This is a genomic window from Pontibacter sp. MBLB2868 (genome assembly GCF_051904785.1).
Classification (GTDB): Bacteria; Bacteroidota; Bacteroidia; order Cytophagales; family Hymenobacteraceae; genus Pontibacter.
In genome coordinates this window covers 4,175,865-4,189,806 of the sequence record NZ_CP196710.1, presented here as the reverse complement: position 1 = coordinate 4,189,806, position 13,942 = coordinate 4,175,865, and the positions used below count along the sequence as shown (strand labels likewise).

Sequence of the window (13,942 nt, the reverse complement as noted above, 5' to 3'; positions counted from 1 at the left end):
GTCCCACTATCGAAAAGCCTTTGTTATGTGCAGTTCTTTATCATTCGCAACTTACAAGAATTCTATATTTTTTTAAGTTATTCTATATTTCGCAGTAAATTGCTCTTATTTAATTTTTAATCTTTAAATTTTAATATAGTTTCTGGAGTTACCAATTCCGCTAACTTACAGCAAGTATGACTACCGAAATAAAAGTAGTGCTGTACATTGCCATGAGCCATGTCGACTAAATTGTCAAGCCCAATGATGGTCTTTCTTTTTTATCCAGCGTAGAACATAAAGGGGAAGACAACGGCTATGCATCTTTTATCAAAACAATTAACACCGTGATCCTCAGCAGAAAAACTTATGAATGGGTGATATCTATCGTAGGTGCCTTAGCTTCTATACGAAGGCAAAGACACGTACGTCATCACCAGAACCCCAAAGCCCGACAAAGGACAAATAAGTTTTTACACCGGCAGCCTGAAAGATATTGTGCTGCAACTGAAGAGCAAAAAGGAAAAACATCTTTATTGAAGGTGGTGCAGAATAGGTGACTTTATTTTTACAGGAACGCCTGACTGATAAATTCATAATATTCAGTATTCTCTTTTACCAGTATTGATATTTTTTCAACCTGTGATAATAACAATCTGACCTAAAAAATTTCCTGAGCCATTAAGTAATAACTTCCTTTTTTTCTTTAATTATAAGTGCCTGCTTCGCACCATACCATACACATAATTCCTCACCCAATTAATTCCTCACCCAATATCAATTTCGCTTCCACCTGCGAGAGTGAGCTTTATGAGTTTTAGATCAAGTATACCAGCATAAGGATTTTGAAGAGCTGGTTATAGTATATGTTTTTGCGTTTCTCACGCTACAATTATTCATTTTTTTCACTTCTAAAACATTCTATATGAAAGCACTTGTTTATCATGGCCCATACGACGTAAGAGTTGATAATGTGCCGGATCCCAAAATAGAACAACCAACCGATGTGCTGGTACAAATAACCACCACCAATATTTGTGGTTCTGATCTTCATATGTATGAAGGCAGAACCAATATGGAGACGGGTAGAGTCCTGGGACACGAAAATCTCGGAAGAGTTGTAGAGGTTGGTAAAGCGGTGTCGGAAATTAAGGTAGGTGATATGGTATGCATGTCTTTTAATATCGGCTGTGGCCATTGCAAAAACTGCGAAAGGGGGTTAACCGCCTATTGCCTTAAGTTGAACCCCGGCTTTGCAGGTGCAGCCTATGGCTTTGCTGGCATGGGCCCTTATAACGGAGGACAGGCGGAATTTTTGAGGGTGCCGTATGGCGATTTTAATTGCCTTAGACTGCCCGAAGGTGCCGCAGAAAAGGAAAACGATTATGTAATGCTGTCCGATATTTTTCCAACAGGCTATCATGCTACCGAGTTGGCGGGTTTAAAACCGGGAGAATCGGTGGTTATCTTTGGTGCCGGTCCGGTTGGGTTAATGGCCGCGCTCTCAGCCAGCGTTAAAGGGGCCAGTAAAATCATGGTGGTTGATATGCATCCGGACAGATTGAAACTGGCTGAAGAATTAGGAGCTATTCCTATAGATTTTTCAAAAGGTTCTGCCGTTGAGCAAGTAATGGATCTGACTGATGGGCAAGGCGCCGACAGAGGTTGCGAATGCGTGGGTTACCAATGCTGCAATCAACGGAATGAAGAACAGCCCAACCAAACCATGAACGACCTGGTTCAGGCTGTCAAGTTCACGGGTTCTATCGGGGTGGTTGGCGTGTTTATAAACCAGGATCCCAATGCCAAAGATCCCCTACAGAAAAAAGGACATATGGATTTTGACTTTGGTAATTTCTGGATGAAAGGGCAGCGTATCGCTACGGGGCAGGCCAATGTCAAATCTTATAACCGTGAGCTTTGCGAGCTGATCTCTACAGGTAAAGCCATTCCATCCCACATCATCTCGCATGAATTGCCTTTAGAGGATGCTCCTAACGGCTACCAGCATTTTGATGCCCGGGATAATGGCTGGACTAAAGTGATTTTAAAACCAGGTAAATCGAAAAGTGAGTTGAAGCAATCCGCAGGTCAAAAAGCAAAAGCCGCATCAGCGTAAAGCTTTTTTAATAATAAGAGAGGCTGTTGGTAGAGGCCATAGAGAACCGAAGATGAGATATTTCGGTAATAAACCCACCTTGCACAAAAGGGTGGGTTTTTCCTTACCCGCTTCCGGTAACTCAATCCGACCCAAACGTTTAATGCTACAGCAAAGGCCGCTACAATAACTATAGACCGCACAATGCGGGCAAGGCGGCTGCCCTTAAATGCTATCTCCGCATCACCTCTATAAAATAGCTAACCGGGTTTAAACGGGTAAACCATTGCGCCCATACCGACATACTTTCAATGAAGGTATATAACCAGACTAAAATCACAAGAACATAAACAGGGAAAAACGTCATCAGCATGGCATGCTGTTGTGTAGCGGAAAACCAGTAAATGAGCAAACCGGGTACCGCCAACAGGTATACGGCAGCAAACAAATAGATTGTGAAAAAGCTTCCTTTATAGATCAATGAAGGCCCAATGCCTTTACAAATCCTATATCAGCAATGACTCATTACAAAGTGTAAGCCGACATGTGTTCATCTTGCAGTTGCTATTACAGCATCCTAATATATATGTCGCGACAGCATTCGAAGCTATTAGAGGCTGTGCAGTATTAGTTGAAGACTTCTATATCAAACTTCCTGTCGCAATAAAAAATCACGGTTGAATGGAGCGTCGCCTTTAGATGTGCTTTATAGTTCTTTGACAATATTATTACTATTATTACCAGGGGGTGTCCTGCTAGAGTCTCCTTCAAGGGATTGTGCGTTGGCCAAGGGACCCTGGTATGCAACGCAGGGGTTTCATGCCAATGTACAAGGCTTAGCAATGAAGACCCCGCGTGGATTAAAATATTTCTTCGCCGAAATACCTTGCGCCTATGGGCAACCCCCTATTATGCCGGTACCATGAAGATTTTATAATACATGCTTTCTTATATCCGTGTACTGTACATTGAAGAGCTGCTCACCTAACCTCAAGCGGCACCTTTTTGTGCGGTGGCGGAAAGGCCTGATCGAGTCTTGACAGATCTTCTTCGGTAAGGGTGATATCGAGGGCACGGCGATTTTCTTCTACATGCTTTGAAGTGCCTGCTTTAGGGGTTACAATTACATTCTGGTGAAGCAGCCATGCCAAGGCCACCTGTGCCGGAGTGGCTTCATGTGCCTCTGCAACCAATTTTAATGCTGGATTTTCGAGCATTTTCCTGCGGTCTTCGGGCGAATGTTCTAACGGCGAATAGGCCATAATGGGAATGGCACGCTGACGGCACCAGGGCACCAGGTCGTATTCGATACCCCGGCGTGCAGGATTATACATAACCTGGTCAGTCACTATTCCATCGCCTCCGGGTAACGTCAGTGCCTCCTTCATATCTGCCGTATCGAAATTGCTTACACCGTAATCAATAATATACCCCTGATCCTTGAGATAGGTAAAACCCTCCAATGTATCATCAAGTGGTATTTGGCCTGGCCAGTGCAACAGGTATAAGTTTAAGTATTCAGTCTTTAGCCGTTTGAGGCTTCGATGGCAGGCATCTATTACACCCTGTCTGGTGGCATGATGTGGAAGTACCTTACCCACAAGGTAAACTTCTTTCCGACGGCCTTCTATGGCTTGGCCTACCAGCTCTTCAGCGGCTCCATCGCCATACATTTCAGCAGTATCAATGAGCGTTAAGCCCAAGTCTAAGCCCCTTTGAAGTGCGGCAAGTTCTGCATTTCGCTTAGAGGATATTTCTCCCATCAGCCATGTGCCCTGGCCGAATACAGGTATCGACCTGCCTGACGGAAGCATCATTGTTTGTATACCAGCATTTGATGTGCTCATGTTTGCCTGTTTTGTGTTGTAAAACGATCTGGCTGACAATAGCGACAGGCAAAATAATTGCCTCATATTTTAAGCCAGATACTAGTATTTATATTCTCTGTCATTATCACCGTTCTAAAAGGATTTCCTTTCGTCCTGCCAGGGTCTCCTTCAGGGGTTTGTGAGTTCACCAAGGGACCTTGGAATGCAACGCAGGGGGCTCATGCCAATGTACAAGGCTTAGCAATGAAGACCCCGCGTGGACTAAAGGTTTTAGCACCCGGCGAGCCGTTTACATTGAAGAGATTGAAAAAGTAAATCTTTCAAAAATGCTTTGTCAGGCGTAGTTAGTTAGTATCAGCTTTCATTATTTCTCACCTCAATTTCAGGGTTTCTTCCAATGTGGAGAGTTTGTATTCTATACACAATCTTTTTGCATTTTCCTCTGCTGTTTCACTAAAGCCAGCAGCTTTTCTCCTTTTGTTGACCTGTAAAGGGTCGTGGATTGGCCAAAGAAGTCATAAATTTCATACCCGCTCCCGTCTGCTTCCAAGACTTGCACCCAGCCTCTGTAAGTGTTTATTTCTACATGATTGTGTACGCTCGTAATATCACTTGTATGAAACCATCTTGCGGTGATCCTGTTTACTTTTAACTGTTTTTACATCCAAAGGTTCTAAGGTAAACGGATTGCACGAAGAAAAAAGAAATAGCGCCAGAGCGAATAAGGTAATGTTGAATTTAATTAATTGTCTTTAATCGTTGTCTGCCAATTGTTGCGCCTAACGGCAGTTTGTCTAAAAACCTCCGCTCGGTTCTTGGTTAAAGATAGCGATTTGTAGATATATTGCACTAGAGGAAGGGACTTTTATACGTTGCCTGCAGCCCCGCCAGCAGGCCCAAAACATGGCTTTTAGGGTCCACAACACGCTTAAAGAGGCGGCATAGTAAGCCAGCAGCCGCTCCAAGCCGACGATATTAAAGATGCGGCGCAGGTTGTAGGCCACCAGCATCAGGCCCACGTCAGCCGAGGCGCGTTCCATTCCCTGCTTGGTGAGCACGTAGCTGTAGCCCCACTGCCGCTTGAGCGTGCCGAAAGGATGCTCGACGATAGCCTGCCGGCGCTTGTAGAGATCAGGCTGTGCGGCGATGTTCCGCCGGTTTCGCTCAAAGACCGGCGTGTAGGTGTTGCGCTCGATGAGCTTTCCGTTCCTGGCCGTGGTGCAGCGAGCTCGCGCCGCGCACGTCTTGCAGGCCTTGGTGCGGTATTGGTGGAAGCTGGTCGGGTGGGCGCGGCTCAGGTGCTTGGTGTAGACGTGGCCGTTGGTGGTGAGGGTGTGGCCCTCGGGGCAGGTATAGGTATCGCTTGTGTGGTCATAGGCGAAGTGCTCTACGTTATAGGCTGGGTCCGGCGCGTTGGATGCGGGCGCCGGCACGGCCACCAGCGCCGTGATGCCCAGCCCCTGGGCGGTCTCCAGCTCCGAGCCAGCATAGTAGCCCTTGTCGAAAAGGGCCGTGAAAGAGTGGTTGCGCACAATGCTCTTGGCCCTGCGGAGCATGCCTCCCATCGCCAGGCGGTCGTTGTGGTTGGTGACGCGGTAGTCGAGCAAAAGGTAGTGCTTGGCATCGACGGTCGCCTGCACGTTGTAGGCCACTTCGGTGATGGTGTTGCGGATGATCAGCTGCCGGCTCTCCGCATCGGAAGTGGAGACCTGGTCCTCACCCGAGTCCTCCAGGTAGCGCAAAAGCCTCAGGTAGTGCTCGCGCCGCAGCGCGTGGCGGGCCATGGCGTCCAAAAGCGGCTCCACCTGGTTTGTCTGCGCCAGGGCCTGCTGAATGTCCGAGAGCCTCTCTTCGATGTAAGTGAGGTGGCGGGTGATCTTGCCCCGGTTGTAGTTGTTCTTCTTCGAGTTCTGGGCCCGCAGCTTGGTGCTATCGCCCGCCAGCAGCTCGCCGCCGATCAGGTCAAAGTGCTGCGCCGCCCGAACCGTGGCGCGGAAGACGCGGGTGATGGCCTTTGAGTTGTTCTTGCGGAAGTTGGCGATGGTGTTGTGGTCAGGAGCCAGCTGGCCCAGCAGCCACATCACCTCCAGGTTGCGGCCGCACTCCCGTTCCAGGCAGCGCGAGGAGCGGATGCGGTTCAGGTAACCGTAGACCAGGAGCTTGAGCAGTATGGAAGGATGATAGGCAGGTCGCCCGTTTTCGGGGAAGGCCGTGCGGAAGCCCAGCTTCTCGAGCGGAAGGGAATCGACGAAGGCGTCGATGAAGCGCACCTCGTTGTCGGCGGAGATCAGCCCCTCCAGGCTGGCCCCACCACCGGGAGGCTCGTCCCGGCTGTAGGCTTGTTTGAATTTCATAGCTTAGGTGGATACGTGTAGTATCACTTAGCTGCTTAGCTTGACAAAGGTTGCCGGAAGTAAGATGTTATTAGACAGTCTGACGTACTTGTGCAGCTGATGGGCGAAGCGTAGCTGAGCTTAAAAGCTGCACCTTGTTGGTGTTTGTTTTTCTTTAGTCCGCCTGGTGTATCCAAACATACTTACCTTCCTTCCAAGCTACTGTAGCTCCACCTTCTTCTTCGGTTCCGATATAAAAAGCAGGGTGTTCAAGCTTTATGTCTCTGCTTCCGTCAATATCTCCTTCTTCCATGAAAGTAACTTCGTAAGTCATACTGTCCGTGACGATGTTCCAGTTCTTTACCCAATAAAAGTCATCACCACCGTTTCCAAAATCCTTTCCAGCACCTATAACAAATTCTTCGTTGGTATTCCCGTGCTTTATTCTAATGCCTTTCTTATTATTGATTATTACTGCGAAGGCTGTATCTGAATGACCGTCACCGTTAAAGTCAGCTGTTAGGTATTCTGGATTGAGCCAGCTTGCTTCTGTGCTGCCTTCCGTTTTAGTTTGTTCTGCTTCTGTTGTTGCAGCTTCTAATTTACTCTCCTGCTGTTCACAGGAACACAGGACAACTAAGGCTATGAAGCAAAGGCTCTTTTTTATCATTTTTATAAATTCAAATACACACCAACGGATTAGTACAGGCTATGGACGAGGTGTAGCCGAGTATGGAGCCTGTGCCGTGTTGACACAAGTTATTTTCTCACGGCTTACAGTAGGTTTTAGAATCTACCAGCACATTGAATGGTAAGACTTGACAATCAGTTAGAAGCTGTACCCTGCTGAAAGACCAAAATTTTGTGCTAAGAAACCTGTGTTGCTAATTACTGGAGTCCAGTTGAGCCTAAACATAAACCCATTAGTGAGCGGCTGGAAACGATAGCCAAGATTTAAGTAACCATTCGTATCCCAACCATTTTTGTCAATTATTTTAGCACTTGTGGGACTGTAAATATCAGCACGAGCGTGATGAGGTGTGACCCCTACGCCTGCTTCGAATGAGCTTTTGTTTTCTCCAATTAAGTAGTTCAAGCCCATTGGAAACGCTACAACGCCATTCACTCTATTTCCTGCGTCAGCATTTGATGTACCTGTAAAGATACCTCCAACACCAAGTCTAAAGCCAAGTCCACTTTGTGCGCCTTTCTTAATTCGCATATCGTAGTTGACAGAGGCATTCAAGCCTTGCCCAAAGGCTTCTATAAAAATCGCCTTTTTGTAACTGATCGGTGTCTCTGTTTGGGCTTTCACCTGAAAAGAGAAGACTAGAAGAATTAGTGTGAATAGTTTTGTTTTCATATATTATAATTTTTGTCAACTTGTTTATAAACGGAAGTTATTCCGTTTAGCCAACCAACAGCAGGCGGCTAAACGGAACTTGACTAACGAATATACTATATTTCAGAAACTAAACCTCTTGAAAAACAAAAGCGGCTGACCTCAGGAGAGCCAGCCGCTTAATGATAGCTTAGATCTTAGTAGCAGTTAGTGCGCCTGCAAGCACTCGTGCAGGATCTCTGAGAAGCGGTATACTTCCTCAAAGCTGTTATAGAGTGGCGTAGGTGCTACACGAATTACGTTTGGCTCGCGGTAGTCCACGATAATGCCAGCCTCCATCAGCTTGTTAAACAACAGGCGGGCATCCTTTTTTACAAGTATAGAAATCTGGCAACCGCGCGCGTCCGGGTCGCGTGGCGTTATCATTTCCATCACATCCTTGCCAGCGTGCACATCATCTATCAGAAACTCCAGGTAACCGGTTAATTTCTCACTTTTCGCACGAAGGTTTTCCATCCCCGCTTCATCAAAGATCTCGAGAGAGGCACGGTGCATGGCAAACGGAATGATCTGCCCATTGCTTAGCTGCCAGCCTTCTGCTCCCTGCATCGGCACAAAACCCTTCTTCATCTGGAAACGAGCCTGTGCATCGTGCCCCCACCAACCGGCAAAGCGCGGCAAATCAGGATTATTGCCATGGCGCTCGTGCACAAATACGCCTGATGTACCACCCGGACCAGAATTCAGATATTTGTAAGTACACCACACGGCAAAGTCCACACCCCAATCGTGCATTTTAAGCGGCACATTACCGGCAGCGTGTGCCAGGTCAAAACCAACAATGGCACCAGCTTCATGTCCTGCTTTCGTAATAGCCTCCATGTCGAAAACCTGGCCAGTGTAGTAGTTAATGCCACCCATCATAACCAATGCCAGCTCCTCACCATGCTCTCTTATACTTGCCAGAATATCTTCGGTGCGCAGCGTCTGCTCTCCCTCTCTCGGGAACAGCTCTACTACAGCCTCATCAGGGTTATAGCCATGGAAACGTGTCTGCGACTCCAGTGCATATTGGTCTGACGGGAAAGCGCCACCTTCTGTAATGATCTTGAACCGCTTGCCTTCCGGCCTGTAGAACGACACCAGCATCAGGTGCAGGTTCACGGTCAGTTGATTCATGATCACCACTTCGCTCTCTTTAGCGCCAACAACGCGGGCAGCAGCAGGAGTTAGCAGTTCATGGTAGTTAAACCACGGCTCTTCTCCCTTAAAATGTCCTTCTACAGCCAGGTTAGCCCATTTATACATCTCATTGTCGATGTACATTTGTGCAGTCTTTGGCTGTATGCCCAGTGAATTACCACAGAAATAAATAGCATCGTGGCCGTTTACCTGCGGATAGTGAAAACGCTCTCTGAAATGATATAAGGGATCTTGTCTGTCTTGCTCCTGCGCAAAGGCAAGGGTATTCTGATAGTTCATCTGTGCGGATTTTATTTTTGAAGCCGTTCTATGTCGGCTTTATACTTTCTTATCGCGAAGATAAGGATTTGCAGTACCTGCTCCAACCACCCCTGCCTTCGCTCGAAACAAGTTAGAGATCTGAGGCTTATGGCTGGCTATTCTTTGACCTCTAGCCCATGAAGGGATCAGCGAGTCTGGAGACTCTCATCCACAAACAGTCACGGGAATGATTCCCGCGCCAGGCGTTGATCATTTCTGCTATAATGATGCTAAAGTAGAGACACTGTTGCCGAAGTTGCTATAATGAACCCACCCCTGCCCCCTCCGAGGAGGGGAATTGTTCCTATCGTACAGCAAAAGCTGAAGCTATCGAACTGATCCCAGTCCTGGGGTTGAGCGCCTCGAGAGGTTCCGGTGACGAGCGGGCAGCGAGGCATTGTGACGTAGGAGCAAAGGAAGCGAAAGCAGCGCGATGCCCGAGGACGTGCCCTCGCGGGCTAGAGCGCACCAAAGCCAGAAATGCAAAAGGACAAAGCTAAGACTGAGGATCAAAGGCAGCTAGAAAGCATAGCAGGATCTTCCAAAGTCCTGTAGAGATTTCTCACTGTGTTCGAGATGACAGCGTAGACAAGCTGGACAGGAATAACAGATACTAAACTCTCTCCCTTACTTTTTCCCCATCCTTCACAAACCTGCTTTTCTCCAGGTTCAGCCACTCCAGGGCAGTACCGCTAAGCATGCGCTCTTTGGTCGCCAGGTCGTAAGGCATAGATTCAATCAGTTTGCCCGGCTCCAGTTCGCCAAGCGGAAAAGGATAGTCAGTGCCGAGGGCAATGCTGTTAGCACCAACAAGGTTAACAAGATATTCTAAAGCTGCAGGGTCGTGTACCAGCGAATCGAGGTAGAACTTACCCAGGTAATCGCGAGGATTTACGTTGTTGTCGATGGCGCAAAGGTCAGGGCGAACTTCGAAACCATGCGCGATACGCCCTACTGTAGCCGGAAAAGAGCCACCACCATGGGCAAAAGCCACCCGTAGCTTTGGCAGGCGCTCCAGCACCCCTCCAAAGATCATGGAGCAAATGGCAAGGCTAGTTTCGGCAGGCATCCCTACCAACCATGGCAGCCAATACTTGGTCATTTTCTCTTTGCCGTACATATCCCAGGGGTGCACAAAAACTGCGGCCCCTAATTCTTCTGCCGCCTGAAATACCGGGAAAAGCTCTGGTGCCTCCAGGTTCCAGTCGTTGATGTGCGTACCGATCTGTACACCGGCCATACCCAGCTCTTTCACACAACGCTCCAGCTCTTTTATGGCCAGGTCAGGGGCCTGCATCGGCAAGGTTCCAAGCCCTACAAAGCGATCCGGATAATCGGCTACAATACCGGCGATGTGGTCGTTCAGCATCATAGAAAGGTCGAGGGTATGCTCCGGTTTTGCCCAATAATTGAACATAACGGGTACCGTACTTAGCACCTGTACGCCCACCTTGTGCTGGCTGCACTCGTGCATGCGCACCTTCGGGTCCCAGCAGTTATCCTGTATCTCCCGGAAGAACTTATCGTCCATCATCATACGGGCACAGCAAGGCTTGTGGTGCTCCAGCCTAACGAAGCCGCCATAGCCATAGCGCTCACGCAGATTAGGCCAGGTGGCAGGCAAAATATGCGTGTGTATGTCGATCTTCAGCAGATCGTGATCGGTAAGTATACTTGTTGTAGGCTTATTTTCTTGCATGCTGTTAAACGAACGAAAAGTACTACTATACGTTGTACGGCTGAATTAAGCAATCCAACAATATAAGCATTTTATACTTTCTACGCACGTATTATACTAAAAGCTTAGCCTAAAGCAGGTGTTTGGGAGGATGGTTTTTCCTTTTAGATGCTATCGTAAACCAGGTCGGTAAAAGCACCGTTCTTTACTTCTCTCTCCCGCAATTTGCCCTCGTATTCATAGCCTTATTGATTTTATGCCGGCTTAACAGGCGGCTCCATCACAGTACCGCATACGTTGCAGGTGCGGTGCTCCATGCTATCCCAGAAGTGGCTCATGATCTTTGGCAGCTGCTCTACAATGTCCGTTACATCGGCATACTCTTCATACAATTTATTGCCGCAGTTCTCACAGAACCACAGGAAGCCATCCTTTTCTCCTTCTTTGCGATAGCGCTCTATCACCAACCCGATGGTATTGGCCGGGCGTTGCGGGGAATGGGGCACGCGCGGAGGAAGCAGAAATATCTCCCCTTCTTTGATCGGAATATCAACCTGCTTCCCGTCTTCTATGATCTTGAGTGTGATATCACCTTCCAACTGGTAGAAGAACTCCTCTCCTTCATCGTAGTGGTAATCTTTCCGGGCATTAGGGCCACCTACTACCATCACAATAAAGTCGTCGTTGCCTTTAAACACCTGCTGGTTTCCTACGGGTGGTTTAAGCAGGTGGCGGTGTTCATCTATCCATTGCTTAAAGTTGAAAGGTTTTGCTATAGCCATAGTTTTATTGGTTAAGTTGATAAATTGAAGGTACGCAAAAGCAGGCAAAGATGGTAACGTAAGTATAGCAGGCACATCTCGCTATACAATTTTAATGGCTTTTCCGTACATTTATCCTATGAACCTGGACCTAACAAACAAACAAGCCATTGTGTGCGGCAGCACGCAAGGCATTGGCAAAGCGATAGCAATAGAACTGGCACAGCTAGGGGCAAGCATAACGCTAATAGCCCGCAACGAAGACAAACTGGAAGCTGTAACTCAGGAACTCGATACAAGCAAAGGGCAGCAGCACGATTACATTGTAGCCGATTTCTCTGACCCCTACGACCTGAACATAAACGTGCAGGCCTACCTGAAAAAGAAATCAATTGTACACATACTTGTTAACAACACGGGAGGCCCTCCCGGCGGACCAATCACAGAGGCTGTTTCAGATGAGTTTATTAATGCTTTTAACCAGCACCTGATCGCCAACCACCTTTTAGCCAAGGCTGTGATACCCGGCATGAAGGAGGCAAGGTATGGCCGCATCATCAATGTGATCAGCACTTCTGTAAAGCAACCACTTAAAGGTTTAGGTGTATCCAACACGATTCGCGGGGCTGTAGCCAGCTGGGCTAAAACAATGGCCAATGAACTGGGTCCTTTTGGCATCACAGTGAACAATGTACTGCCAGGCGCTACCCGTACAGGGCGTTTAGAGTCCATTATCGAGAGTAAGGCACAAAAAGGTGGAATTAGTATAGAGGCAACGGAGCAAGATATGATGTCTGAAATACCTGCCCGCCGTTTCGCTGAGCCGGAAGAAGTAGCCGCCGCTGCCGCTTTCCTGGCCACACCTGCCGCTGCTTACATCAATGGTATCAATGTACCTGTCGATGGCGGTAGAACAGGGTGTTTGTAAGCCCCAATCATAACTTTAATTCTATTTCCCAAATGCAGTGAAGCTTCAGAACTATATAAACGGTCAGCTAACAGAGCCTTTAGCAGGGCAATACATCAACAACTATAACCCGGCTACGGGCGAGCTGTATTCCTACATTCCGGATTCTGATGAGCAGGATGTGGAGCAGGCTGTAAAGGCCGCGCAGGCCGCTTTCCCGTCATGGTCTAAAACGCCAGCCGAAAAGCGGGGCCAGATTATGATGCGCATTGCCGACCTAATCGACCAGAACCTGAACCGTTTGGCTGAAGCGGAATCTATAGATAACGGTAAACCACTGAAGCTTGCAAAGACTGTTGACATACCTCGCGCCAGCAGCAACATGCGCTTTTACGGCACGGCTATACAGCATTTTGCTTCCGAGGCACATTACATGGAAGGCACCGAAGCGATTAACTACACGGTGCGGCATCCGCATGGTGTGGCAGGCTGTATCTCTCCCTGGAACCTGCCTTTATACTTGTTCACCTGGAAGATAGCCCCTGCCCTTGCCGCCGGAAACTGTGTGGTTGCCAAACCATCGGAGGTAACACCCATGACGGCTTACCTGTTTTCGGAGTTATGCATGGAGGCTGGCTTGCCTGCAGGTGTTCTGAACATCGTGCATGGTTACGGCCACAAAGTAGGAGCGGCAATAGTAGCACATCCTAAAGTACCTGTTATCTCCTTTACCGGAGGCACTAAAACCGGAAGCAGTATTGCCGCCACAGCAGCACCTATGTTCAAAAAGCTGTCGCTGGAACTTGGTGGCAAAAACCCGAATATCATCTTTGCCGACTGCGATTTTAATAACGCACTCCATACTTCTATTCATTCCTCTTTTGCCAACCAGGGCCAGATCTGCCTGTGTGGTTCCCGTATCTTCATAGAAAGGCCGCTGTACGACAAATTCAGGGAAGCTTTTGTAGAGAAGGTGAAGGCCATGACCATTGGTGATCCCCTACAGGAAGGCACTAAGTTGGGTGCAGTGGTATCGGAGCAGCATATGCAAAAAGTACTCTCCTATATCGAACTGGCCAAAGAAGAAGGTGGCACCATACTTACCGGAGGCCACCAGGTGCAGGTAGAAGGACGCTGCGCCAACGGCTGGTTTATTGCCCCTACTGTTATCGAAGGGCTCTCGCCGGAGTGCCGCACCAATACTGAAGAAATTTTTGGTCCGGTGGTAACGCTCATCCCTTTCGATACCGAAGAAGAGGTTATCCAATATGCCAACTGCACCGACTACGGCCTCTCCGCTACCATCTGGACGCAGCACCTTACCCGTGCGCACCGCGTGGCGCACCAGATCCACGCCGGCATCATCTGGATCAACACTTGGCTGCTTCGTGACCTGCGCACTCCTTTTGGCGGTATGAAAAGCTCTGGCGTAGGGCGTGAGGGAGGCTTTGAAGCGCTACGATTCTTTACAGAACCGCAGAATGTTTGTGTAAAGCTGTAGGAGGCTTTACC

The 13,942-nt window shown here is 48.2% G+C and carries 10 protein-coding genes; 3 read left to right on the top strand and 7 right to left on the bottom strand.

Annotation, left to right across the window (positions count from 1 at the left end):
• Nucleotides 1–904: 904 nt before the first annotated feature.
• Nucleotides 905–2,098 (top strand): glutathione-independent formaldehyde dehydrogenase, encoded by a 1,194-nt coding sequence (locus ACSX1A_RS17885; protein WP_439881004.1) that lies wholly within the window; start codon nucleotides 905–907, stop codon nucleotides 2,096–2,098.
• Nucleotides 2,099–3,057: 959 nt separating this feature from the next.
• Here ACSX1A_RS17885 and ACSX1A_RS17880 read toward each other — a convergent pair.
• The 7 genes from ACSX1A_RS17880 to ACSX1A_RS17850 form a co-directional block, all read right to left on the bottom strand.
• On the bottom strand, nucleotides 3,058–3,990 hold the full coding sequence (locus tag ACSX1A_RS17880) for an aldo/keto reductase (RefSeq protein ID WP_439881003.1): 933 nt from the start codon (nucleotides 3,988–3,990) through the stop codon (nucleotides 3,058–3,060).
• A gap of 710 nt (nucleotides 3,991–4,700) precedes the next feature.
• Nucleotides 4,701–6,260 (bottom strand): IS1182 family transposase, encoded by a 1,560-nt coding sequence (locus tag ACSX1A_RS17875; RefSeq protein WP_439881002.1) that lies wholly within the window; start codon nucleotides 6,258–6,260, stop codon nucleotides 4,701–4,703.
• A 154-nt stretch (nucleotides 6,261–6,414) separates the two neighbouring features.
• Nucleotides 6,415–6,909: a hypothetical protein gene (locus ACSX1A_RS17870; protein WP_439881001.1), complete on the bottom strand. Its 495-nt coding sequence runs from the start codon at nucleotides 6,907–6,909 to the stop codon at nucleotides 6,415–6,417.
• A 159-nt stretch (nucleotides 6,910–7,068) separates the two neighbouring features.
• Nucleotides 7,069–7,602, bottom strand: coding sequence for a hypothetical protein (locus ACSX1A_RS17865; protein ID WP_439881000.1), 534 nt, complete (start codon nucleotides 7,600–7,602; stop codon nucleotides 7,069–7,071).
• A 186-nt stretch (nucleotides 7,603–7,788) separates the two neighbouring features.
• The gene (kynU, locus tag ACSX1A_RS17860) at nucleotides 7,789–9,063 is read right to left on the bottom strand and encodes a kynureninase (protein ID WP_439880999.1); all 1,275 of its coding nucleotides are present in this window, start codon (nucleotides 9,061–9,063) and stop codon (nucleotides 7,789–7,791) included.
• A 634-nt stretch (nucleotides 9,064–9,697) separates the two neighbouring features.
• On the bottom strand, nucleotides 9,698–10,783 hold the full coding sequence (locus ACSX1A_RS17855) for an amidohydrolase family protein (protein WP_439880998.1): 1,086 nt from the start codon (nucleotides 10,781–10,783) through the stop codon (nucleotides 9,698–9,700).
• Nucleotides 10,784–11,016: 233 nt separating this feature from the next.
• Nucleotides 11,017–11,544, bottom strand: coding sequence for a 3-hydroxyanthranilate 3,4-dioxygenase (locus ACSX1A_RS17850; RefSeq protein ID WP_439880997.1), 528 nt, complete (start codon nucleotides 11,542–11,544; stop codon nucleotides 11,017–11,019).
• Nucleotides 11,545–11,662: 118 nt separating this feature from the next.
• On the opposite strand from ACSX1A_RS17850, the gene ACSX1A_RS17845 reads away from it, so the two are divergent.
• Together ACSX1A_RS17845 and ACSX1A_RS17840 are read left to right on the top strand one after the other, a co-directional pair.
• Nucleotides 11,663–12,451, top strand: a complete 789-nt coding sequence (locus tag ACSX1A_RS17845) for an SDR family oxidoreductase (protein ID WP_439880996.1) — start codon at nucleotides 11,663–11,665, stop codon at nucleotides 12,449–12,451.
• 37 nt (nucleotides 12,452–12,488) lie between these two features.
• Nucleotides 12,489–13,931, top strand: a complete 1,443-nt coding sequence (locus ACSX1A_RS17840; RefSeq protein ID WP_439880995.1) for an aldehyde dehydrogenase — start codon at nucleotides 12,489–12,491, stop codon at nucleotides 13,929–13,931.
• Nucleotides 13,932–13,942 lie beyond the last annotated feature (11 nt).

What these genes read in the sequence shown, in the direction of transcription:
- ACSX1A_RS17875 (WP_439881002.1), bottom strand. Translation starts at nt 6,260, where the DNA reads ATGAAATTCAAACAAGCCTACAGCCGGGACGAGCCTCCCGGTGGTGGG.
- ACSX1A_RS17850 (WP_439880997.1), bottom strand. Translation starts at nt 11,544, where the DNA reads ATGGCTATAGCAAAACCTTTCAACTTTAAGCAATGGATAGATGAACAC.
- ACSX1A_RS17855 (WP_439880998.1), bottom strand. Translation starts at nt 10,783, where the DNA reads ATGCAAGAAAATAAGCCTACAACAAGTATACTTACCGATCACGATCTG.
- ACSX1A_RS17845 (WP_439880996.1), top strand. Translation starts at nt 11,663, where the DNA reads ATGAACCTGGACCTAACAAACAAACAAGCCATTGTGTGCGGCAGCACG.
- ACSX1A_RS17870 (WP_439881001.1), bottom strand. Translation starts at nt 6,909, where the DNA reads ATGATAAAAAAGAGCCTTTGCTTCATAGCCTTAGTTGTCCTGTGTTCC.
- kynU (WP_439880999.1), bottom strand. Translation starts at nt 9,063, where the DNA reads ATGAACTATCAGAATACCCTTGCCTTTGCGCAGGAGCAAGACAGACAA.
- ACSX1A_RS17880 (WP_439881003.1), bottom strand. Translation starts at nt 3,990, where the DNA reads ATGAGGCAATTATTTTGCCTGTCGCTATTGTCAGCCAGATCGTTTTAC.
- ACSX1A_RS17885 (WP_439881004.1), top strand. Translation starts at nt 905, where the DNA reads ATGAAAGCACTTGTTTATCATGGCCCATACGACGTAAGAGTTGATAAT.
- ACSX1A_RS17865 (WP_439881000.1), bottom strand. Translation starts at nt 7,602, where the DNA reads ATGAAAACAAAACTATTCACACTAATTCTTCTAGTCTTCTCTTTTCAG.